The sequence below is a fragment of the Desmonostoc muscorum LEGE 12446 genome, from assembly GCF_015207005.2.
GTDB classification, from domain to species: Bacteria; Cyanobacteriota; Cyanobacteriia; order Cyanobacteriales; family Nostocaceae; genus Nostoc; species Nostoc muscorum.
In genome coordinates this window covers 7,219,888-7,244,319 of sequence record NZ_JADEXS020000001.1, presented here as the reverse complement: position 1 = coordinate 7,244,319, position 24,432 = coordinate 7,219,888, and the positions used below count along the sequence as shown (strand labels likewise).

The window sequence follows — 24,432 nt, the reverse complement described above, 5'->3', positions numbered from 1 at the left end:
TGTTTTAAACTTTTAATTTCTCAGCTTATTCCACCATGATTGATTAATTTAGGAATCAGAATTAGCTACCCCATATCGTGCTAATAGGAGCAAAATAAGCTATATTTTAATCATTAAATATTCATAATTTAATAACTTTAAGAAGAATCACAATTTAATTCGCAAATACCAGAAATATAGGACATGAGATTATTTACAAGATCCTCCATAGTATTGGAGCTAATTGAAGGTTGAGAAAATGCAAAATTCAACAGCATTTTTTCTTGGAATGTGGAAACATGGATAGCAAAAATACCTGCAAAAAAAGCATTAGAACTGATGAAACTGATTTCTTCGAGTTCAAATTTACCGTAATTTTTGGGTATATTAATTTTGCCAACATTAGAAACAGACACTGTGGCAGCTATTTTTTTGGGATAAATACAACAAATATCAATCAGATGCTTGGCGATTAAAATCATTCTAAAGAGATCACCGTGATTTTTACTCGCTTCCAGCTTATATTTCACTTCTCTAGCTAACTCCCAGAAGGAACTGTTTGATTTTATGAGGTGAAATCCCATAATGGATGAGGCTAATACAGCCAGATCTTCATCACTAATTGCAGGTTCTAAATGTCTTCTCAAATCAAGATATGATAGGCAATTTACTCGTATATCTTTTCTATGACCTTTAGTGATTGTTCTAGCTACTGTCAACATCATTGCAGCACATAAAGCATTGTGTACTGTTGTATTTTCTTGCCTACAACAATTTACAAGCTTTTGGGTTAATTCTTGGTCAAGTTGTCTGTGGATAATATTGGAACTACGCTTTCCAATAGACACATACTTTTCAAAACCTAATGTTTTTGGTCGATTCCAGATTTCTTGTAATCCAAGCTGCAACAAAAATATTGTGCTGTTTATCTTACCTGTGAACCCCTTAGTCCATTCAGGCATTAGTTCTTCGATGGGTGGAAGTGGAGTTAAGCTAGGAACTGAATTAATTGGTTCACCCGAGACAATTTTTTGACAAAAAGTTAAGATTTCTGAATGAAGTCGGATGCATGATAAACCATCTGCGACCGCATGATGTACTGTTGTTATCAAATAGTTTATAGGAACATCCTCCAAAACATGGACAAGAACCACTCGTAGTAGGATTTTACTACTATCAATTCCCTGGTTCATCTCTTCATAAACAACTTTTTGCCACTGGTTATTCTCTAACAATTTGACAAAACGTAAAGGAATATTTGCTGTTTCTTGAGTTTGAAAGCTGAGACTATTCTTAGAACGCACAATTCGAGAATTAAGACGAGGATGGCGACACTGAATCATGTCTAAAGCCTCTCTCATAGTTTCTTCATAGATACAGCCATTGATACGACTAATAGTAACTATGTTCCAGGTTTTAGCACGGCTATTTAAAATTTCCATAGCCTGTTCAAGGCGTCCCAGCTTTCTGTTGTAAATCATTTTTACTTTTGATGTCTGTTCAAGAGCAGCTTTGAAGTTTAAATCTCAAAAATTTCAGACTGTGAAGCTTTAGATTCTTCCGCTAAACGCACAGACAATGTTTCAATAGTGGGGTAGTGCCACAATAAAATTGGAGATAGCTCAAAACCAAATAACTTCTCCGCTTTGCTAACAAGAAACATTGCCTGTGCTGACTCTAAACCGTAACTATCTAAAGGCTGTCGTACATCTATATCTTTAGGTTCAACTCCTAGCTGCTCTGCAATATGAGAGACTAACCAAGCTTGAATTTCTTCTGCGCTATAAGACTGTTTTTTGATTGTTTCAGGAATAGACTGGCTCATTTTCACACCTTTAAATTCATTAGATATAGGACTTACGCAAAAACCCTCTAAAACTCTTATTTCTTTGTGCCCTTTGCGTCCTTTGCGGTTCGTTTTTTCATAATTTTGCGTAAGTCCTGAGATAATAGATTTAGCTTTCGCTAGTGTTTTGTCTCTATATTTTTGTAGTTTGGGCACTATATACCGATGCTAAAACCCCTATTTTCATGTTTGTAGCAGTGTCCAAATTACATCTATTTCTATCGGGCTATGTGAGAACTATCAATTAATTAGCTACCCTAATCCGAATATCACCTTCCACTACGCATTGACAAGCTAGGCGAATATTGGAATTATCTGGAGCCAACACATCAAGTAAAATCTGCTCTTCATCCATGACAGGAGCTAAATTTTCTATCCCACTCACAATTTCTATGAGACAGGTTCCACAAGCTACACTACGACAACCAAAAAAAATTGAACTAGGATGATCGTCACAAATTTTAGTTAAACGTTGGTTTGCTTCGACTTGAACTGTTTTATCATCATCTTCAAAATGAATAGACACTACCATTTCTAGATTCACCCTGATTCTGAAACAAAGTTAACAAATGTAGCTAATATTCCAAGCATTTACCACTAGAAAATCAGAAGTCAGAAAATTTCACTCATCTAGCATTATTGCTATATTCATTCATCAAATATTATTTTGATGCTTCCATAATTCTAACTTCTGTTAGCGCAGCGGGGCGTAGCCCATTCTGACAACTATTAGGCAACTTCAACAAGTTTTTGAATCTCTTTAATTGCCAGAGCATCTTTATAACGCTCATAGCGATTACCCAACTTAGTTGTATTTAACTCTAATCCCAGTTCTTTTATCAAACGCTCTAGTTGCTGAGATTTATATTGCCAACTCTTTTGTTCGATGTAACCAATTATATTTCGCCACTTTGAACTTACCTGTCTCCAAGAATGAACTAGTTGATTTATATCTACCTGCTTATCAGCTAATTCAGGATGATGCAGAGACATACGTAGTGAATTGAGTCCAATTCTAGTATCAGTTAATAGCATTCCTTGGGCGGTGAGATCTAACTTCTCCAAATAAGTGGTGAAACTCGCACTAATGTAGTCTTCCACAATTATCTGTAGGAAATGTTTAACGAAATCTTGACCCTCTGGAGGAGCTGCTTTATACAGTTCTACTCCTAACTCAAAAGACGTTGTGTAGTGACGTGCTTCATCTGTTAAATGACCCTGATTCAATTCAAAAGCTAATGGTTCATAATCAAAATTCTCCGGAGAATCAAATAAATATGCTTCGCTTTTTTTTAGCTCTATATTAGCCATGTACCGATACAGCAGAGTCAAACTACCCAAGCCACTTTCTTGAACTTTTTCGGCAGGTAGCATTCTCATGGCGTCCCCAATCATAAACCGTAAAGTTCGATATGTGGAATTTTGATCTTGCTGCTGCGTCTCTTCCACTATGTTTTTCAGAAAGTTTTTCCCTTTCTGGAGATGAGACAGAATTGTATGGAAATTTTCATCAAAACTAAAACGGGTATCGAACTTTTCAAAATCTGACTGGGGTATTACACCAACAGTTCCATAGAAAAAACCGGGTTCGTCAAACGAGCTTTGAATTCCTATTTCTCGACAGACCATACTATATACGGTTCTAAAAGACCAAATATGATCCATCTCTTCATTAGTTTCCTGATGAAGAATCATAAACTCATCTGAGTATTGAGCAAAAACTTTTTCAGCAATGCTCATATTGGATATCAGAGACTGATATTCGCTATTAGCAACATACTTATAGAAGTTAGCAAAGAATGTCGCAGATAAAATTGACATTTGACGAGCATTGAAGGAAAGTAAATACTCACAAATGGGTACAGGTAAAGGAAGCATTCCAGGATGAGAGTAGAGCTTTTCTCCTTTAATTCCCTGTTTGCTCATAGCTATAGCGACAGGTTTTAATTCTAAGGAATGGCTATGTGCCTGCTCAAAAAGCTTGTTTTGAATTTTAGGAATTCGGTTATCAATTTTGACAGCATTCATGATTTTTCTCCTTTATTGAAAATTAGCTGGGCGATATTCACTATAGGAAGCTGGCATTTGTAAACCCTGGATTTTCAAATTTTGAATCCGGTATAAAAATGCCGCTCCAGTCATAATGTGGTTAGCAACATCAACTACATGGCGATTTTTTGAATCAGATAAATAAGAACCTCTAACCCAGTCATTGAAGCTACCCATAGCTGGGCCACACCAGATTTGATAATCCATTTCTCTTCCTTTTTCACCAAAGTTAGACCAACGAGATGATAATCCTAGATACCAGCGGAAAATTAGAGCCATCTTCAATTTGGGATTGTTAACAGCCTTGGCTAATTTATCAGGATTACGTTGAGACAAATAAGTAACTGTCTCTTCCCAAACTGCTTCTAAGCTTTTTCTCAAAACTTGTTTTTCTAATTTGTCTCTTTCTGCTAATGGAATATCTTCAATTGAGTCATAATTTTTGTATAGTTCAAACAATTTTTGCGCTCGTAAAGGGAAGAGAGTTCCTCTTTTAAGAACTTGGAGTTTTACCCCCATTTCAAACATATCTGCTGCTGGAGCCATCATCACATCAGCCATCTCGGCTTGAGCTAGCAAATGTTTAGTATGTTCAGAAGTTCCAGCTTCAATACAAGACTGATTAATTGAGCCAGTCACAACATAAGCAGCCCCCATCATAAAAGCAGCTAAGGCTGATTGTGGTGTAGCAATTCCTCCTGCTACTCCAACTCTAACTGGTTTTTCAAAAGAATATTTCTTTTGAATTTCATCTCTCAATTCCAAGATAGAAGGTAACAAACAAACTAGAGGACGATTATCTGTATGACCACCAGAATCGGCTTCTACGGTAATATCATCAGCTACAGGAATTTTTTCAGCTAGACTTGCTTGTAATTCACTGATTAGACCTTGGTCAACTAATTGTTTTAAAATTTTTGTGGGAGCCGGTTGAAGAAATTTAATCGCAACTTCTCGGCGAGAAATTTTGGCAATGATTTTATTTTTGATTTCGATTTGATTAGCTGCATTCAAACTAAGTCCAGCAGCTCGGTAATAGATGATGTTATCAGTCAAATCTAAGAAGGCAGAAGCTTCTATTGTTCTTACCTGATATTTAAGATATAAATCAACTACACCGCGTTCAATTGCAGGTTCGCTGGGACTGTGGAGTAAGTTAAAAGCATAAGGCCCTTGGGGTAAAGCTTTTTGAATACGGTTAATGGCTGCTTCGACGCGAGCAGGAGACAAGCCACCAGCCCCAAATGAACTTAATATTCTTTCTTTTCCAAGAGCAATTACCAGTTCTTCGGAAGCAATACCTTGAGCCATTGCTCCTGTGGCATAAGCATATTTTACACCATGAAATTTGAGAAAATTTGGATCGCCTAACTGTTGAGTTGATATTGGTGGAACAGCTATTATTATTTCTGCTTGTTCGGTTTTTTCTTGGTTGTAAGGATGTAGAGAACCTTCGTTAGTTGCGCCAATTTTCCCTTCGACTCTAATAATATAACAAGGTTTATCTAAATTTAGCAACTTAGATTTTATGCCTGTTTCGTTAAAGGATACAGAATCTAAAACACCTTGCCAAATTTGATTATGATGGTAATTATCTGAAAATATCAGGTAATTACTGCTTTTATTTAGTATATTGTTTGTGCCAATCATGTTTTTAGCCCTCTGATCAAATGATGTAGCTGAATCAAAGTATGAAAATTTTATGATTCAAATAACTTTTGATAATAAGCTATTTGTAACTGAATCATGGTGCTGATTTGCTTTAGCGACTCTTGTCGCGCTTGTAAAAAAACAGTATGAGCTTTGGTCATGCGGGAAGCATTCTCACTCAGCTTTTGATAAAAAGGACTATGCAAGTTCAGCAAATGTGGTTCTTCAGCAACACTGTAAGTAGTGAAATTGTATTGATTATTTTCTTCTTCTGTTGGTAAATTTTCTACAGGTTGTAAATTTCGTTCTTGTACCAACAATCGAGTCGATTCATTGTTATTTTGAAGATTGACTGGCTCCGGAATATTCTCTAGTTTGTGAGAGACGTTTTCAGGATTTTTGATAGGACTTTCTGTAAAAGAAGGATTCATGGGTGCAAATTCCTTTAAGGTTGGTAGTGTATATTCGTGTTGATTCACATTTTTGATGGTATGTAAAGATATATCTTGAGCAATTTTTTGATTGTGCTTACTCAAAGATGTGTAATTAATTTTGCTGCTATCTAGAGTTATATTTCTAGCTCTAGATTGGCTTTTTTGGGAAACTTCTTGTACCTGAGAATATAGTAGTGATAAATCTAGATTAACTCTATAACTAAGCAATTTTGCTAAAGCTTTAATGAAAGAAGTATGATCGTCTATACCTCTTTTATTAAGAGTTACTGTGATGTGTTCTTTTTGGTTGAGGACTTTATCAATCCATCGAGAACAGTTGCTACCAGCACCTACTTCGATGAATATGTTGAACCCATCTTGATAAACACGGTTAATTAATTGAGGAAAATTAAGCTGCTGACACAGGTTTTTAGCAATATTGTGAGCAATAGAATGGCTGTCTAGTTTAATTGGTTTATACTCGGCTGCGGAATAAAAGATAGTTTCTGGTACGTTTTGAGTAGGGAATGTATTCAATCTCACAAGTTCATCGTACTCAGAACACATTGGCTCGCAATGGATAACATGGGTGAAGGGAGCAGAAAAAGCATCACAATTGAGATTGGCAATTACGCGCTGACAGGCTTGGATATCACCAGCGATCGCCACTTCTTCTGTAGTATTAATTAAAGGCAAATAAACCCGCTTTTCATGCTTAATCGCTTCTTTAACCCGAGATACTGGACACATCAGAATATAGTTGCGCCAGAAATCTTCGTTTTTCTCATCCTCTCTTTGAGATAATCCCCAATACTCCCGCACAGCATTTTTCGGGCCAGATAGTCTTGTCTTCAGCAGAGATGATGAGTTAAAGCCCTCGCTACCTTCTTGAAACTGAGTCCAGATACCCTGAGCCAATATCATGCTAATTTCGCCCAGACTATAACCAAAAGCACATTCAGCCTTGACTTGAAAATAATTTTTCAAAATTGCTGTCATCAGTCCAGCACAGGCCATTTCTGATTCGAGTACTGCTACTGAATCATTGAGCAATTGTTTTTCAAGAGCTTCTAGTTGTCTGTTTGATAATTTTTCTAAGCTTCGGGGATAAATAAGTTTTTCTACGTTGGCGACACGCTGATAAATACTACCGATGAACGGATCGTTATAAAGTTGAGGAAACAAACGAAACAGATTTCGGCCTAGTCCGAGATAAGCACTAAAAGCACCTGGGTAAACGAAAGCGATTTTACTTTTTTGTCCCAGTGGTTTTGCTGTAAAATAGCTGCCTAAAGGACTTTGCCAGTCTTTCCCTGTCTCGAAAGCATTAGTAATACCTTTGAGGGAATGCTGAATTTCTCGCTGTAATTCATCTTGATTGTGTCCGAGAATTGCTACAGCATAAGTCGCTTGTTGACGCTGTTGAAAAGTTGCAAAAGTCTGGCTAGCAGCAGTAGATAGAGAAGAAGAATTTTTAATACTTTCTTGAAGATTGCCGATTTCTTCTAATAAAGTTGATTGATCGTCAGCAGCGATCGCAAATAAATAATAAGGCATTTGCTGTAAATATTTGCTGCTGTGATTTTTTTGATATAGTTCCTCTGACAAAATTAAATGTGTGTAACTTCCATCTACCTCCATCCCATTAATCGCAGCTATTCTTCTAATACCTCCTTTTTCTAAAAACCAAGGTTTTGATTCAAGAGCAATATAAAAAGGACTATCTTGCCAAACCTCTGGCATTTTGGGTTTAGACCATTGGGGAACTGCGGGAATATAGCGGTGATATAAACACAATGCTGTTTTAATTAAACTAACTATTCCCGATACAGCATAGGTATGACCAATATTCGCTTTGACACTACCGATCGCACAAGTTAAATTTACTTCAGATGTGCGATATGCCTGAATCAAACCTTGAATTTCTGATTCATCTTGGTGTGGAATTCCACTAGCAACAACTTCTAAATAATTAATATCTGTTGGTTTGATATTTGCAAGCTCAAAAGCTACTTTACAAGCTTGTGTTACTGCTTCAGAAATTGGCACATTCAAAGCATCAATTTCAAATTTTGAATTCTCTACGAGACTGAGAGCATCAATCGTTGCATAGATGCGATTATTTTCTTGTTTCGCTGTTTCGTGGAGCTTCAATACTACAGCCGCTGCACCTTCGCCTACTATCCAGCCATTGACATTTTCATCGTAACTGAGAGTATTTACGCCTGTGTTGACTTTTGTGATTTTATTTCTTAATAAAACACTAGCGCCATCTCCAGCAAGCTCGACTGCACCAACTAAAACAGCATCTACTTCTCTAATAGCGAGTAGTTTTTGTGCAAGTTCCAAGGCTTTAAAAACAGAATTTTCTTCGGCAGTTAATGTGAAGGCAGGTCCAGCAAAATTCCATATTTTGGAAATATAATTAGCCAGGTTGTTTTCGATGTAACTTGGAGATTCACTGTCTTTATCAATATCTGTTTTCGGAAGTTGATTTATAGTCAATTCTGTAGCTGTAACAATAATAATTGCTATTCTTTTTCCTTGAGGAAGTGCCGCATCTTTTAAAGTGCGATCGGCTACTTCAAGCATCAACAATTCTTGAGGATTAAAATTCTCTACATCTTCTGGTGGGATTTCTAAACGTAAAGTATCAATTTCAAAATCTTTAATGTATGCGCCTAATGGTGCTGCACCGTCGGCAAAATCATAGTTTTTCAGGAACTCTTCTTGTGTTTCTATTCCTTGCCATCGCTGAGGAGGTATGGGAATAAAATGCTGAGTTCCTTCATAAATACTGCGTTCAAAGGTATCTAATCCTTTGCAACCGCCGCCTAAATAACAATCCATTCCCACAATTGCTATTTTAGGAGTTTTATTTTTTGCAAATTCTTCCATCACCTATCTCCTCAAGCTGATTTATGGATTTTTTGGTGTTGCTGAATCGGGGAAAGGGTCACGCAGAGGCGCAGAGGGAGAAGGATTCAGCAACGACCGTTTTTTAACTGGTTCTATTTAGATTTCATCTAATTGCTTGGGCAAAATAGTTCCTTTGGCTCCTAGCATTCGGGTATATATTTGTCCTTGCTGATTATGGGCGATGACATCAACAACTAAACTCGATTCTGTCTTAGATTTGATTTGACATGAAACGTAAAATGTTTCATCAAATGGGACAGGTACAAACTGTTCAAAGTTTGTGATTTCTGAAGGTAAGCAAGCTACCTGATGAAAATGTTGTGCCCAAATCCAAAATGCATGAATCTCCACATCTGCAATATAGGGATTAAATGTTTGTACTGGGAATTGTCCTTGTTGCCTTTCTCCAGGCTTTGGCAGATAGCATTCTATGGTGATCTTGTCGAGATTGGCATTTAAGACGGATTTGACACCTTGAAAAGTAGCTCCGTGAAATAAAGTAGTTGCCCCATTTTGATAAAGTGATGAAGCGGTGGCGGTGATTTTATGATCCTGGCTTAAGTTGATAAATTCGTGTACTGGGGCACCAGGAACTTCCCGCTTTAGTTTCATTTGACTACTGAAATGATAACGTATTTTACCCTCTGAATTTTTACTCCAGATTTTGGCATCAAAGTCTATTTCAGAGATACCATTTTTAGCAATTTCTTGCAAATCTAAAGTGTATTCATTTGGTAAATTTTCATCGAAAATTAGTCCCTTTAAAACTTTATAGTTTGTACAACTGAAGGCTTTGAAACCAGGATAGAGTTGTTCGCAGGTATTAGCAATCCATAAGAGTCCACAAGTCGCTGGTAAAACTGGATAACCAGCAATTACGTGGTCTTGTAAAAATGGATTTGCTGCTAATGTTAGATGCCTGTGGATACGAAATGTTTTCAACTCGCTTGGTAATTTATCTGGGATATATACCAAGGGACTACCAATCACAACTTGCACGGTTTCTTGATTAGCGCTAGCTAGTTCATCAGCTAACATTTTTGTGCCAATTTCAATGGGAATAGTCTCGATATTCCGTTCAGCAAAAGCTTGCTTTAATTCCGGAGAAACCATACCACTATCCCAAGGACCCCAATTAATTGCTACGACATGAGAATTGGGATAATTGAGTTTGAAAAGGTGGGCTGATTTGTTGAGAATTTCATTAGCGATCGCATAATCCGATTGTCCCACATTTCCGTAGAAGCCAACTACGGAAGAAAACAGAACTAAGTAATTCAATTGATTCGGCGAGACGCAGCGCAGCAGGTTTTCTAAACCTTTAACTTTAGCAGTGTAAACTGTTTCAAAATCTTGGATTGATTTTTTCTCAATCCGCTTATCGGCTAGGTTACCAGCCCCGTGAATAATTCCTGTTACCGCACCAAAACGCTCAACTACATCAGCAACTTGTTCAGAAAGAGCCAATCCATCAGTCACATCAACGCTCAAATATTCAGCTTGTCCACCCGCCTGCTCAATAGCTTGTAAGGTTGCGGCAATTTCCCGACTAGATGAAATAGCGTTAAACTTTTTCTGCACCATTGCAGGTGTCGGCTTTTCACCTCTAGCTAGGAAATCCTCCATAATCTGCTTTTTCAAATCTGCTTGACTCAAGTACTTTTCTGCCCACACCGGTTGAGGATCGGCAGCAGAACGACCTAGCAGAATAAATTTGCATTGATAACGCTGCGCTAGCTCGATCGCGCATTGAGCCGTTATTCCTTTGGCACCGCCACTTACGAGAAAAACTTGCGATTGGGGATTGGGTACTGGGGATTGGGAAAACTCTTCCCCAGTCCCTAGTCCCCAGTCCCTAGTCCCTAATCCCTGTTCACAAACTAGGGTTGCTCGTCCTTGTGAACTATATCCGGCTTCGACGACCAATAGATTGGGGTCGTGAAGTTCGGCGAAGATATGCTGTGCTGATGTTTGAGGATCTAAATCAGGACTGAGGTCGATCGCTCGACAAAATACACTTTCCCATTCCTGGTTCAAAGTTTTGGTCAGTCCAAATAATCCAGCGCCAATTGCACCGAAGTTGGTTTTTTGTCCCAGTCCGAACTGACCATCAAGACGAGCTACAGTTACAAAACAACTGCGTCCTTGACTCGCTGCTTGATTGAGTGGCTCTTTAAGATATTTGGCAATCAGAAAGACGTGGCGAAGGATAGCTTTTTCTGATTCCAAATAGCGGACTTCATTACTGGTAGCTTCGTGACTTGAAGGATTGAGATGGATAAACGCAGCGACTTTACCATAGTTAATTGCGATCGCTCCTAACTGTTCTTGCAAATGCTCCTCGCTCAAATCTGCAAGCACCACGCGACTAATCTCTTCAGGTAAAGGCGATCGTTGAGGAATCAAACTTTGGGGAAAAGTTAAGACAACAATTTTCCAACCACGCTTGCACAAACTCTGAGCAAGTTCCGCCGTGATGAGAGAACCATCATCGGTAAGCAAGGCGATATGCTCATCGGGTAAGGCGAAATCTAAAACATCAGGTTCGGGAAGATATTTCAGTCTGACGGGACTGCGAAGAATTCGGGATTGGGTATTGGGTACTGGGGATTGGGTACTGGGGATTGGAAATTGAGAAAACTCTTTCCCAGTCCCTAGTCCCCAGTCCCCAGTCCCTAGTCCCTCTTGTAGATATTCAACAAGTTGTCCAAGAGTATGCACTTGAGCCAGTGTTTCTGCATTCAGCTTGGGTAGATCGGGGTATAGTTCTGACAATCCTCCCTGAATTTCCACAAGTTTGACGCCATCAATTCCCAAATCTGTCTCGATATCCATTGACAGATCCAACATCGTGGTTGGATAGCCCATTTTATCGCTAACGACCTTGAGAAAATTGTTAGTAAGTTCTGGGGATGAGGGGGATGAGGGAGATGAGGGGGATAAGGGGGATGAGGGAGATGAGGGCGATATTACTCCTACCCCCCCATCTCCCTCATCTCCCCCTGCTCCCTCATCTCTCCCTACTGCGATCGCCGGTGCAAGACCAGCTGAGATGTCTGATGCGATTTTCACCATGTACTCAGTTATTTGAGCCAGAGTGCGTAGCTGTCCCACTTCTTCGGGATTTGGTCTGGGCAAATCGGGGTATAGTTCTAACAATGCTCCCAGAATTTCTACGCGTTTGATGGAATCAATCCCCAAATCTGCTTCGATATCCATCGTTAGGTCTAACATCTCGGTTGGGTAGCCTGTTTTATCACTAACGACGTTCAGCAGAGTTTGACTCAGGGTAACTTGGTCAATGACTACTGGTGCTGGGGGTGCTACCGTTACGGTTTGATTCTCTTGTGGTGGAGTAATATCCAGAGTTGCTGGAGCAGATATTTGCGTTGCAGTTACGGTTTGATTCTCTTGTGGTGGAGTAATATCTAGAACTGCTATTGCTTGATGATTTGCGCCGTTACTTGTGCCGTTACCATTAGTTAAAACTGACTCAGATTTGCTGGCGAATCCGTTGCTGGGTAGACTAACTGATGCATTTTTCAGAACAAGATTGTCTTGTGGGGATGATGGAACTTTAGGACTATCTTGATAGTTGACTGGTGCTATTAGACTTTGCTGAGTAGTATTGCTAGAAGATGGTAGTTGATAATGCCGCTGGAGCAATTGGAAAAAGTTGTTAGTGTATTCTTGCTGATAGTTCAGATATTGCTCATGGATGCGGAGGCTTTCACCTTGATGGTCATGAAACCGTATGATGCTACGTTCTGAACTCGATACTATCAGTTCCTTTGTTGGTGTTGGTGACTCGTTAAACTTACTATTTCCCCACAAACCATGTTGTTGTTCCATGAGTTGGAAGAAGGTTTTGGTATATTCTGTCTGATGCTTTAAAGATTGTTCATGAACCTGCAAGATGTCATGTTGATGGCGATTGAATTCTATTAATGTGTACTCTAAGTTGTCTATAGCTGTGAGGTAATTTAGAGGAAGTTCTGGGCTAGTTTGTAAAGATTTGAGGTCTGATTGCCCGTTCTGCACAGATTTCGCTCCACCATTAAGTGTTACTTTCTCTGTTGGTAGAGGAGGGTTATATGTTACTGAGTTATGGTTATTGCCATTAGTAACAGTAGATTGACCATTAACTGCTACTTTCTCTGTTATTTGAGAGGGTGTTGGCGAGTGCGGTGTATTGCCGTTAGTAGCAGTAAATTTCACTTGATGCCCATTTTGCATAGCTTTTTCAAAGGACTGCTTGGTTTTTTCTGACACATAGTTAGTGCTATTTAAGCGGACATTCAAAACCTTATTGGGAGAAACTTCTGGGATTTTCTGCTCAAGTTGATAGGGGTCTAAGTTTTGTAAAGATAATCCAGCAACGCGCAACTGGACAACAGCTTCTCTTAAAGAGCGATCGCTATCTTTGAGGTGACTGGGATTTAAGGCTACAGCTAAATGAGGGCGATCGCCCAAAATATCTTTTACTAAGTTGGTGAGAACGCTTCGCGGGCCAAATTCAACAAAGCAGTAACCGCCTTCAGCATAAATATTTTCAATTTCCTGTTTGAATAATACTTGATTTCTCAAGTGTTCTTTGAGGACTTTTTGAATAACTTGCGCTTCGTCTGGGTAACGTTTTCCGGTCACATTGGTGTAAACCGGGATTTGTGGCTCTTTGAAATTAACTTTCTCAATTGCTTTAGCAAAAGGTTGCTGTGCATAAGCCACTAGTGAAGTGTGAAAAGCTGCGGAAACTCCCAACAAAATTGTAGAGAATCCTTGAGTTTTTAGAGCTTCCTCCACATTAGCAATTTCAGCTTTTGTCCCAGCTAACACCATTTGATTTTGGGAATTCAAGTTAGCAATGCTGATTTCGGGAAAACTCTCAATTAGTTCTGTAACCTGACTGACATCCCCTTTCACCGCTAACATAGCTCCTGCATCAAACTGGGGATCTGTTGGCGTAGCCATCGCTTGACCCCTAGCTTTCACCAGGAAAAAGTAATCTTCCTCACTCAAAACCCCCGCAGCCCATAAAGCGGTAAGTTCTCCAAAGCTATGACCTGCGACAAAATCCGCTTTGAATCCAGCTTGTTGCAATATCTTGTACAAACCAGCGCTAAAAGCCCCAATCGCTGGCTGTGCATATTCTGTTTGCTGCAACAGTTTCATCTGGGCAGTTTTTTGATCTAAATCGAACACAGGCGCTGGGAAAACAACCTCTGAAACACCGTGTAAACCATCTTGGCGTAAAAGGCTGTCAATTTGAGTATAAGTCTGTCCCAAGGAAGGAAAATTGATTGCGAGTTCCCGACCCATCTCTAAATATTGTGAGCCTTGTCCAGAAAATAGAGCAACTACTTTTCCTTCTGTGACTATGCCAGTTTTGCGGTAGTAAATTCCTTGGGGATGCTCCCAAGATTTTGCTTGCAGTTTGTTTTTCAGCAAATCAATACTTGTTTGCAATAAGTTACAAGCTTGAGTGAGAGAATCGGCAACAAATCCAAGTCTGGCATTTGTGACGGGAATATCTAAAGATTGAGAGGCGGCAATCAATTCTGCATAATGCCGCTCTCCCGTATCGGATTGCAATTGGTCTTTAGTTGCTTGACAACGGGATAACAATTCTTCGGGTGTTGACGCAAATAGCAACACTGATTGAGCAGATTTGTGTAAACGATAAGGGCGATCGCTTTGGGTTTTGTATTCTTCTAAAATGACGTGATAATTTGTGCCACCAAAGCCAAAAGAACTCACCCCTGCACGTCTTGGCTCGTCATCGCTAGTAACCCAAGGTCTGGTTTCGGTATTTAAATAAAATGGGGAATTATCAATATCTAATTTAGGATGGGGTTTGGTGACGTTAATTGTGGCTGGTAATACTTTGTGGTGCAAAGCTAAGGCTGTTTTGATCAGACTTGCCGCACCCGCAGCCGCTTTTGTATGTCCAATTTGTGATTTGACAGTTCCCAAGGCAATATATTGTTTTTTGGGATTATTTTCGCCAAAAACTTCTTTGATTGAACTAAATTCTGCTGGATCTCCAGCCATTGTACCGGTGCCGTGTGCCTCAATCAAACCGACGCTAGCAGGGGAAAATCCGGCATCTTCGTAAGCACGGCGTAATGCTCTGACTTGGCCTTCTGGACGCGGCGCGTAAATGCTTTTATAACGGCCATCGCTAGAAGTACCAATACCTTTGATGATTGCATAAATGCGATCGCCATCTCGTTCGGCATCTTCAAGGCGTTTCAGTACTAACATCCCCACGCCTTCACCCAACATCATCCCATCAGATTCTGCATCGAAAGGTTTGACATTTTCACCCGGCGAAACAGCAGGAGTTTTACTGAAACACATATACGCCAAAATTGAGTTGTCGGTGTCAACTCCGCCAGTCAGCATCATGTCGGCGCGATGTTCAGCTAGCTCACTAATTGCCATTTTCAGGGCACCTAATGAACTAGCACAGGCGGCATCAACAACACAGTTAGTCCCTCCAAAATCTAGGCGATTAGCAATGCGTCCAGAAACAACATTTGCAAGCATACCAGGGAAGGCGTTTTCCTCCCACTGCACATATGCACTTTTGATTTTCTCGATAATTTTTTGTGTATCCTCATCGGATAAACCACTACTTTTAAGAGCTTTTTCCCAAACTGGATACTGCATTCTCGAAGTCAGTGGCACCCCCAACTGTCTACCTAGTGCTACACCTAAGATTACGCCAGTAGCCTCGTGATTAAACTGTCGAGATTCGCCGTAACCCGCATCTTCCATCGCTGCTTTAGCAACAATCAAACCTAGCAACTGGGAAATATCTGTAACTTCCAAAATATTGGGTGGTAGCCCAAATTCCATCGGATTGAAATTAACATCCGGGATAAATCCGCCTCTTTTACAGTAGGTTTTATCAGGTGTTCTAGGGTTAGGATCGTAATAATCATCTATGTTCCAACGTGAAGGAGGAACATCAGTAATACAATCAACTTTATGAATGATTTTTTCCCAGTATTCCTGTAGATTTTTGGATTGCGGGAATATAGAAGCCATGCCGATGATAGCGATATCAACTTGTTGCCGCTGTGTGTTGATTTTGCTATTTAATGGTGCATTCTCAACCATAATTTTTTTTCCCTGTATGAGTTTGAGTACAGCCTGTTCACAATTGCTCACTTCCTCTTGCAACTGTGCCAAAACAGCTTCAATTCTAGAAGCAGCCATGACTTTATCTTCACTATTAGTCATTGGTCATTGGTCATTGATTATTAGTCATTAGTCATTGGTCATTAGTTATTTGCAAATGATAAATGACATCTGCCTTTAGTTCTAAAGTTTACGTGGGTGCAGTAGATGAAGCATCAATTGTTGGATTGACTGCACAGCAATCTTTGCAAGGTTTTCTAGTACATTTTCACGGTGTAACTTCAGATGAGTGACAATTTTCACCGAAAATAGTACAATATTTATGTACATTAGTTAGACTCAATGTTGCAACATAAATTTTTAATCAGATTTAGGTGATAATTGTCAGAGTCAGAATTTCTATTAAAGTGGGGCTTACAGTTAATATTAAACTCATTGTTTCTTCATTACAATTGATATGCAACTTAGATACAATTAGATGCGTGTGGCTAGACGAAATGTTCCTCGATCATAGTTCTTAGGTAATTTCCAATTAACAATACTGTATGTTGGGTTGTAAATTTACGGGTCAAAATGTGTAAATTAATTAGAACCCACACCTTAACTTATACAGAATTGTCTTCTGAATGAGCATCATCATCTCCTTGACTAGTTATCACCTGATGCTGAGCAGATGCTAAGAGCTTTTGCTCAAGTCTACTAATACTAATTCCAAGCTCAGAAGCTGTTTTGCGTTTCCACTCTTCTAGCTCACAATCATGTTCGTTGAGCCATTCACGCACCGCAACGCGGGCCATCTCAGCTTTGCGAAGGGTCTGGCGAGCTGCATGAAAAATCAGTCGCTGGTTATCAAAGCTTGGCAATGAGAGCATGAATCGCTGTAGTTTCATTTTGTTCAGGGTCTTTCGGGGGCGATCGCTATCATTCACATAACTATTAAAACTCTTTTCAATTAGTATCTCATACCGCAAAAATACATTGCAAAAATTGCATACAAATTGCACATCTGCGAATTTAACAGTAAATAGTTATCAGTTATCAAGCTCTTTACTAATGGGTGAAAAATTATCAAGTCAAAACGTTAACTCTATGCTAGAGCTAATTTTTTATCTAAATTAATTAATTTTCTTGCTACCTTCAACAGCTTTTACATCTATCCCAAAGTTGATTTATTTGAAAAATTTTTATGTCTTAATCAATCAGTGAATTTTCTGAATAAATTCTTGCTCCCAAACAATGAGTTGTCTCGGCAAGTAAAATTAGCCACTAGCAGCTATATCTAAAGAATGAAAAATCCTGCTCAACAACAGACCCATAACAAATTAAATACATATTTTCAAATGCTGAGTAACAGTGAGGACATCACCATGTTCAAAAATCATCAATATTTGGAAATATTTTGTTTCAATTTATCCAACATATTGCTAGTGGTTTATTAACAAAAATGTTGCATATGGATTGCAATTGAGTATCACTCAGTTTATCGTATGTAATTAAATAGTGAAATTCAATACTGTTTGTTGAGGAAAGTGGAAATATCTAAAATTAGAAAGAATAAAAATAAAAATTCCTCTGATTACTCGATCATTCCATATATTCCTAAATGCACAGTATTACAATCTAATTTATGCGATGACCCGTGTTGTATGAAGCGTTCTGCATAATTAAACTGTCATGAAATTATAAGGGCTTGCTGGCATGAGACTATCTGAGCTAGATCCACTCATACCGCTAACTGAGTTAAGAGAAGAACTCCTAAAGTTGCCAAAAGGCTACTCGTTTTATGAAGAAGAACTGGTAGATTTCTTATCACGACGAAGATGGCCTGAAAGCAATCGCCGCATTGACCGAACAACTTTTTGGCGGTGGAGAAATGACAACGGAATTGAACATCAAAAAGTATTCAGCAGATTGGATATATTGAAACTCTGCCAAATTTGCGACCACTATCGAATAGATGGAACTCGCAGCGAATACTTAGCGATTATGAAAAGTAAAAAAGAGGCAGTGCTAAACAAATAGAAATAGCTCCGGGTAAATGCATAGTCGGAATTCAGAATTCAGGACTCAGAATTCTGAATTCTTACAATGCATAAAAGTAAAAATATGAGAATTCTGAATTCTGAATTCTGGATTCTGAATTCTGAATTCTGAATTCTTCTTTCTTTTACCTTATTGGGTAACTTTAAAAGATAGTTATGGTACCAAAACAAAAACAGTCATTTACAAAACCATTCATCAAACCTGTAGGTTGGTCGTCAGTCATATTTGCAACTATTATGGCTGTAGCTACTGGTACAGTTTCATTTTATACCTTTTCACAATTTCAATTGTCTTCTAAAGTAGAGCCTGTAGCTACTCCAAGTAGTTCTCCTAGAATGACTGCTGTTTCTGCTTTGGGACGTTTAGAACCCCAAGGAGAAGTTATTCGTCTGTCGGCCCCTGACTCCCAAGCGGGTGTTCGAGTCACAAAACTGCTGGTAAATAAGGGAAATATGGTGCGGGAGGGGCAAATAGTTGCAATTCTTGACACTTACTTTCCTCGTCTTGCAGCGCTAGAAAAAGCCCAACGACAAGTCTTAGTTGCCCAAGCTAGTCTCAACCAGGTAAAAGCGGGAGCAAAAGCCGGAGATATCTCTGCACAACAAGCAACCATCGCTCGTTTAGAAGCTGAGTTGGAGGGAGAAACTTCTGCACAACAAGCAACCATCGCTCGCTTAGAGGCAGAGTGGCGTAATGCTGAAAGCGAAAACCAGCGATATCAGCAGTTATACAAAGACGGTGCGATTTCTGCTTCCGATGCAGATACTAAACGTTTGCGAGTCGATACTGTTGGGCAGCAGCTTAATGAAGCTAAAGCCTCTCTCAAGCGCACTATCGAAACTCTGCAAAAGCAGTTAATCGAGGCCAAAGCCAGACTCAAGAGTATTGCCGAAGTTCGTCCCACCGATGTAGCAGCAGCAGAAGCCGATGTTGACAGTGCGATCGCCTCAGTTAAACAGGCTCAGGCAGAATGGGATTTAAGCGTGGTGCGATCGCCCATAACTGGGCAAATCATGAAAATTAATACTTGGCCTGGAGAAATTATCGGCACTACAGGAATAGCTGATTTAGGTCGCACACAACAGATGTATGTTGTTGCAGAAGTCTATGAAACTGATATTCAAAAAGTGCGTCTAGGTCAATCGGCCATTATTACTAGCGATGCTTTTCCAGGAAAATTACGAGGAAAAGTCGCAGATATTGGTCTACAAGTTGGCAAACAAAATATTTTTAATAATGCTCTCCAATCAGACACCGATAACAAAATAGTTGATGTCAAAATTCGTATTGATCACCTGGCAGATAATCAACAAGTCACTGGTTTTACTGACTTACAAGTAGAGGTGATGATTTATATTTGACGTAAATATTCAGAATTCAGAATTCAGAATCCAGAAGACTTTGATAACCTAGCTTAATAATAACCAATAAAATCAATAAATCATAGTACGCTTTATTTTCCAATTTCAAGCTGGATTCTGACTATTAACTAGATGAGAGAGTAAGGTAATAAATAACAAATGCCCAATGCCCACTTGCCCTGAGCGACTCGTGCCGAGCGGAGCCGAGGTAAGCCGAAGGGATGCTGAATGCCCCATGCCGAATGCCCAATTTGTATCGTTGAGGTTTACTAAATGATTCTCAATATACCTCTGGCTTGGCTACAACTAGCCCGACAAAGAATTCGATTTGTTGTAGCTTTGGCTGGGATTGCTTTTGTCGCTGTTCTCATGTTTATGCAAATTGGTTTCCAAGATGCTCTCTATGACAGTGCTACACAGCTACATAATAATCTAGAAGGAGACTTGTTTTTAATTAGCGCTCAATATAAATCTCTGACATCTAATCAAAGTTTTGATCGTTCGTATTTATACCAACTATTAGGTTATGAAAGTGTCAAATCAGTTAGCCCTTTATATGTGCAATTTGCCAAATTTAAAAATCCAGATAATGGGTTAAAATATCCACTATATGTGCTTGGTTTTGATCCAGTTAAATCAATTTTTAAATTTACAAATATTCAAGATAAACTCAATGTAGTGAGAATTCCTAACATTGTTTTATTTGACCGTGATTCTCGACCAGAATTTGGAGCGATCGCTAAAGATTTTGAGCAAGGAAAAACTGTAAAAGTTGAAATCTACAGTTATTCTGGAATAGTTGGTTACAAAGTTAAAATTGGTGGTTTATTTAATCTTGGACCTTCATTTGGAGTTGATGGAAATTTAATCGTTAGTTCTTCAACATTTCTGAGGATATTTCAAGATCGTCCAGTACAAAAGATAGATATAGGCTTAATTAAACTCAAATCTAATGCTAATCCCGAAAAAGTTTTGGCAGATTTATCAGTTAACTTACCCCAAGACGTAAGACTGATTACTAGCAAAGACTTTATTGCTCTTGAAAAAAGCTATTGGTCTCTGAGAACACCCATTGGATTTGTGTTTAACTTGATGGTCTTAATGGGGTTTGTTGTTGGTGTAATCGTTGTCTATCAAATTCTTTATAGTAATATTTCAAGTCATTTAACTGAATATGCAACCTTAAAAGCAATGGGATTCAAAAACAAATATTTATTAAGTGTGGTTTTTAAACAAGCTTTAATTTTAGCATCTCTAGGTTATGTCCCAGGTTTTATTATATCTATAGGTCTCTATGATATCTCCAAAAATGCTACTAAATTACCAGTTATCATGAGTACTGATAAAGCGACAATAGTATTAATTTCAGCAATTTTAATGTGTTTAACTTCTGCATTTTTATCTACAAACAAACTAAGGAAAGTAGATCCAGCAGATATTTTTTAAATAATGCATACATCATACAAGCAATATGAAAACAAAATATATTGTTAATATCACAGAACTCAATCACTATTTTGGCGAAAAAAAAATTCGTACCCAAACATTATTTGATATTAACTTTCATATCAAATTTGGCGAAATTGTGATTATGACTGGGCCATCAGGCTCAGGAAAAACAACTTTACTCACTTTAATTGGTGGATTACGCTCTGTCCAAGAGGGAAGTCTTAAATTTCTAGGTCATGAGCTTTCTGGAGCTAGTAATGAGCAATTAGTCAAAGTACGTCGTCATATTGGCTATATTTTCCAAGCTCACAATTTATTAGATTTCCTAACAGCTAGACAAAATGTTCAAATGTCGCTTGAATTACACAAAAATATTTCCGAACACGAGGCTCGTAGCAAATCAGAAGCTATGCTTAATGCTGTTAAATTAGAAAATAGAGTTAATTACTATCCATCCGATCTCTCAGGAGGACAAAAACAACGCGTAGCCATTGCACGTGCTTTAGTAAGTCATCCTAAATTAGTTTTAGCTGATGAACCTACAGCTGCTTTAGACAGTAAGACAGGGCGAGATGTTGTCACTCTAATGCAGGAATTAGCTAAGGAACAGAATTGTGCCATCTTAATGGTTACTCACGACAACAGAATTTTAGATGTTGCCGATCGCATAATTCATATGGAAGATGGTCATCTGGTCAAAGAAATTTCCCAATAGCCCAAATCCAAGAGAATTAAACAATAATATTCCCAATTTATTTCAAAAATCGGTATCTAAGTAGATTGTCATATATCTTTAGTTACAACCTAAGTAAGTCTGCGTAAATAATTATTATTGGGATAAGGCAGGGGGCAGTGGGAAAAAGGGTGTGAGCCTTGTTTACTTTTCTTCACACAGTTTGGTTTTATTGTATCGATTTACTTAATCGACAATAAAAGTATTCCTTGAGTCTCAACTCAGACACCCCTAGAGTATGAAGTTATAAGTTCTCAAATGAAAGAAGATATAGAAGTGATATTAACAGACTTTCAATAGTTGCCAGTATCTGGCTGTTTCGATTTTCTAATTATTTATCAAAAGTATCCCCAAATTTGTCAATTAGTTATACTAACTACAATAATTACAAAAAATTATGGTAAAAGATTTAATTTTTTGTCTTCAAGAAGCAGCTTTAGACTTCATATTTAACAAGTCTTCAATACCTAAAAATGTTTCTGAATGTTACATAGATCCGCCTTGTGGATGTAACAATCCAGGGCAAAATATCCAATGTGAAGATTGTATCTATCTTGAGGCTTGCTTATCTAATTTTAAGCGAGAATAATATTTTTATTTTTCATTAATAGTAAAAATACAAACAAGCTTAATAATAAACTAACTCCTTCGACATAACTGATTTTATTCTTATGATAGAAGTTTTGCAAAAGAATAGTATGTATTCTAAGTGATAGTGAATTCAACGGATCAGCAATTTTTGTATAAATTTGAAGCCACGGCAGTCTCAAGACAATGATTTCTTATGCTGATGCCATTATCTAAATAATTTAGGTTCATGGAAAAAGTATGATTTTTCTGGAGAAAATAACATACTGAAAAACAGAGCTATAAATTTTTTATAAAATGGCACTAAAACTTTTTCAAGTTTATTTTTGGATTTCATCTATACCGATCAAATGTTTTTTAACATTTTAACTTAGGTGAAATTTTCATCAATCTGTATTCTCTAAATTTACTTCATGAAGTAGTAGATTGAGTAGGAAATATCGGTTTGGAAAATCAATAAACCACAGGAATATAACAACATACAAGGAACCATAATCATGAGACATTTTGATTTATCTAAAGCTGTTGTAGCTAGTCTCTTTGCCATCAGTTTTGCTTCTGCATCCTTACCTGTTTCTGTCTCTGCCCAAACCGGAAGCTCTGGTGGTGGTACTAGCTCAGGAACTACTTCTGGTACCGGCACAACTGGAACAGGCACAAGTGGCACCGGCACAACCGGCACTGGCACAACTGGAACAGGCACAACTGGAACAGGCACAACCGGCACTGGCACAACTGGAACAGGCACAACCGGCACTGACACAACTGGAACAGGCACAACCGGCACTGGCACAACTGGAACAGGCACAACCGGCACTGGCACAACCGGCACTGGCACAACTGGAACAGGTACTGACACAACCGGCACTGGCACAACTGGAACAGGCGCAACGGGTACTGGTACAACTGGAACAGGTACTGATACAACCGGCACTGGCACAACTGGAACAGGCACAACTGGAACAGGCGCAACCGGCACCGGCACAACCGGCACTGGCACAACTGGAACAGGCACAACGGGTACTGGCACAACTACAGATGGCACAGGTACTGGTATTACAGGTAGTGATGGTACTGGCACTGATAGCACAGGTACTAACAGGAACACAGGTGTCACAACTTACCAACAAACTAGCGATCGCGGTTTCAATTGGGGTTGGCTAGGTTTGTTTGGTCTAGCTGGTTTAGCAGGTCTGGCTCGTAATCGGGAAAAACCCCGAACTTATAGCGATCCTAACGAAGTAACAGGTTCTCGCTTTAGATAAGCTAATCGGCTCATCGTCCCTAAAGTTACAGCAGATTGCAACAGGCGTGAGGTACAGATAATTGTAGGGGCACAAGATGTTGTGCCCCTACCCGTGTACTTCATTTTACAACTTCAAGTAAACTAGCAGAGTTTACATCCAAAAATAACGTTGCTTGCGATTGTTGACGGAGAACAGAAGCCGGACATTCTGCACTTATAGCTCCTTGTAATATTTGTTTTACCACATTTGCTTTACGTATTTCTGGAGCAAGACAAATAATTTTTTTTGCTGAACAAATGGTTGGAATAGTAACAGTAAAAGCGTATTGTGGGACAGTTTCAAGATTCGGAAAGTGACCTGTGTTAACTTGTTGCTGACGGTTGATTTTATCTAGTTTTACTAGCTTTACACTGTAGGAATCTTGAAAATTTGCTACAGCTGGATCGTTAAAAGCTAAATGTCCATTTTCGCCAACACCAAGACAGCACAAGTCAATTGGTTGTGCTTGCAATAATTTGGTGTAGCGATCGCATTCTGCCACTGGTTGCAATGTATCACCTTCTATATAGTGAAATTCTTTAGGAGCAACCCGTTTTTCGACACGTTCTCGCATATAACGCCGGAAACTAGCAGAATGATACGCACTAATTCCCAAATATTCATCTAAATGGAACAGAGTAATCCGTGACCAATCTACACCACCCAATGTAATCAAAGCATCAAGAAATTTCAGTTGGGAGTTACCTGTTGCTAACAATACAGCTGCGGTATCCTGTTCGTTGAGAACCTGCTGTAAATACTGTTGGGTGATTTCTGCAACTGAGAGCGCCATTTCGACTTCAGAGTTGTAAATCTGCACTAATAAATCGTCAATGCGAAAAAAGTTTGTAGCAGCTACCATTTGCTTACACAGAAGTTTTTTAATAAAATTCCATTCCAGTCAGCTATCATAATCCTTTGAGCAATCTCTGGGTAATATGGCTAAGTT

15 protein-coding genes are annotated in these 24,432 nt (G+C 38.8%); 6 read left to right on the top strand and 9 right to left on the bottom strand.

Translation table 11 applies throughout. From position 1 onward, the window contains the following. Positions 1 to 137: 137 nt before the first annotated feature. From IQ276_RS29810 to IQ276_RS29780, 7 genes are all read right to left on the bottom strand, one after another. Complete coding sequence (locus IQ276_RS29810) at positions 138 to 1,460, bottom strand: phthiocerol/phthiodiolone dimycocerosyl transferase family protein (RefSeq protein ID WP_193916691.1); 1,323 nt, start codon at positions 1,458 to 1,460, stop codon at positions 138 to 140. A 38-nt stretch (positions 1,461 to 1,498) separates the two neighbouring features. Next, on the bottom strand, positions 1,499 to 1,804 hold the full coding sequence (locus IQ276_RS29805; protein ID WP_190880115.1) for a phosphopantetheine-binding protein: 306 nt from the start codon (positions 1,802 to 1,804) through the stop codon (positions 1,499 to 1,501). 265 nt (positions 1,805 to 2,069) lie between these two features. Then, positions 2,070 to 2,357, bottom strand: coding sequence for a 2Fe-2S iron-sulfur cluster-binding protein (locus tag IQ276_RS29800; protein WP_193916689.1), 288 nt, complete (start codon positions 2,355 to 2,357; stop codon positions 2,070 to 2,072). A 197-nt stretch (positions 2,358 to 2,554) separates the two neighbouring features. Continuing rightward, a complete protein-coding gene (locus IQ276_RS29795) occupies positions 2,555 to 3,853 on the bottom strand; it encodes a hypothetical protein (RefSeq protein ID WP_193916687.1) in 1,299 nt (432 codons plus the stop codon). A gap of 12 nt (positions 3,854 to 3,865) precedes the next feature. After that, positions 3,866 to 5,524: a PfaD family polyunsaturated fatty acid/polyketide biosynthesis protein gene (locus IQ276_RS29790; RefSeq protein WP_193916685.1), complete on the bottom strand. Its 1,659-nt coding sequence runs from the start codon at positions 5,522 to 5,524 to the stop codon at positions 3,866 to 3,868. A 50-nt stretch (positions 5,525 to 5,574) separates the two neighbouring features. Next, positions 5,575 to 8,856 (bottom strand): PfaB family protein, encoded by a 3,282-nt coding sequence (locus IQ276_RS29785; protein ID WP_193916683.1) that lies wholly within the window; start codon positions 8,854 to 8,856, stop codon positions 5,575 to 5,577. A gap of 117 nt (positions 8,857 to 8,973) precedes the next feature. Then, complete coding sequence (locus tag IQ276_RS29780; protein ID WP_235116355.1) at positions 8,974 to 16,101, bottom strand: type I polyketide synthase; 7,128 nt, start codon at positions 16,099 to 16,101, stop codon at positions 8,974 to 8,976. An 86-nt stretch (positions 16,102 to 16,187) separates the two neighbouring features. On the opposite strand from IQ276_RS29780, the gene IQ276_RS40415 reads away from it, so the two are divergent. Further along, a complete protein-coding gene (locus tag IQ276_RS40415; RefSeq protein WP_255264361.1) occupies positions 16,188 to 16,316 on the top strand; it encodes a hypothetical protein in 129 nt (42 codons plus the stop codon). A gap of 312 nt (positions 16,317 to 16,628) precedes the next feature. Here the strand turns inward: IQ276_RS40415 and IQ276_RS29775 are convergent, their stop codons facing one another. Beyond that, positions 16,629 to 16,994 carry a hypothetical protein gene (locus IQ276_RS29775; RefSeq protein ID WP_373690604.1) on the bottom strand — a complete coding sequence of 122 codons (366 nt, stop codon included), beginning with the start codon at positions 16,992 to 16,994 and terminating at the stop codon, positions 16,629 to 16,631. Between the two features lie 727 nt (positions 16,995 to 17,721). Between IQ276_RS29775 and IQ276_RS29770 the strand changes: the two genes are divergently transcribed. The 5 genes from IQ276_RS29770 to IQ276_RS29750 all read left to right on the top strand — a co-directional run bounded on the left by IQ276_RS29770 (position 17,722) and on the right by IQ276_RS29750 (position 23,462). Continuing rightward, entirely contained in the window at positions 17,722 to 18,045 is a 324-nt protein-coding gene (locus IQ276_RS29770) for a hypothetical protein (RefSeq protein ID WP_190880105.1), read from the top strand. 176 nt (positions 18,046 to 18,221) lie between these two features. Further along, a complete protein-coding gene (locus IQ276_RS29765; protein WP_193912851.1) occupies positions 18,222 to 19,427 on the top strand; it encodes an ABC exporter membrane fusion protein in 1,206 nt (401 codons plus the stop codon). A 273-nt stretch (positions 19,428 to 19,700) separates the two neighbouring features. Continuing rightward, entirely contained in the window at positions 19,701 to 20,873 is a 1,173-nt protein-coding gene (gene devC, locus IQ276_RS29760; protein WP_193912853.1) for an ABC transporter permease DevC, read from the top strand. Between the two features lie 25 nt (positions 20,874 to 20,898). Beyond that, a complete protein-coding gene (locus tag IQ276_RS29755; protein ID WP_190880099.1) occupies positions 20,899 to 21,591 on the top strand; it encodes a DevA family ABC transporter ATP-binding protein in 693 nt (230 codons plus the stop codon). A 1,103-nt stretch (positions 21,592 to 22,694) separates the two neighbouring features. After that, positions 22,695 to 23,462, top strand: a complete 768-nt coding sequence (locus IQ276_RS29750; RefSeq protein ID WP_235116087.1) for a WGxxGxxG-CTERM domain-containing protein — start codon at positions 22,695 to 22,697, stop codon at positions 23,460 to 23,462. A gap of 100 nt (positions 23,463 to 23,562) precedes the next feature. Here IQ276_RS29750 and IQ276_RS29745 read toward each other — a convergent pair whose 3' ends face one another. After that, positions 23,563 to 24,345: a glucosamine-6-phosphate deaminase gene (locus IQ276_RS29745; protein WP_193912857.1), complete on the bottom strand. Its 783-nt coding sequence runs from the start codon at positions 24,343 to 24,345 to the stop codon at positions 23,563 to 23,565. Positions 24,346 to 24,432: the final 87 nt, after the last annotated feature.